At 44.1% G+C, this 220-nt stretch carries 1 protein-coding gene; it reads right to left on the bottom strand.

Translation table 11 applies throughout. From position 1 onward, the window contains the following. Positions 1–167 (bottom strand): hypothetical protein (locus tag DW49_RS1000000134485; protein ID WP_477742854.1); only part of this gene is annotated, 167 nt, incomplete at its 3' end. Positions 168–220: the final 53 nt, after the last annotated feature.

Raw genomic sequence — 220 nt, 5'->3', positions numbered from 1 at the left:
ATGAGGGAGATGACAAGTTTCTCCAGAGATATCTTATTGAGATCTTTAGCTAGCTTAAGTATTGTGACCATTGGCCTCCATTGCTTGGGTAGACTTCTGATGATCTTCTTTACGTGATCAGCAGTAGAATATCCTTTGTCAAGAACCTTCAGCCTAGCAACAAGGATTTGGAATCTTGAGCTCGGAAGCGTCGTGTAGGGAACGCGTGTAGATCTCGGTG

The organism is Pseudomonas avellanae BPIC 631 (genome assembly GCF_000444135.1).
GTDB lineage: Bacteria > Pseudomonadota > Gammaproteobacteria > Pseudomonadales > Pseudomonadaceae > Aquipseudomonas > Aquipseudomonas avellanae.
This window is presented reverse-complemented; position numbering and strand designations above follow the sequence as displayed.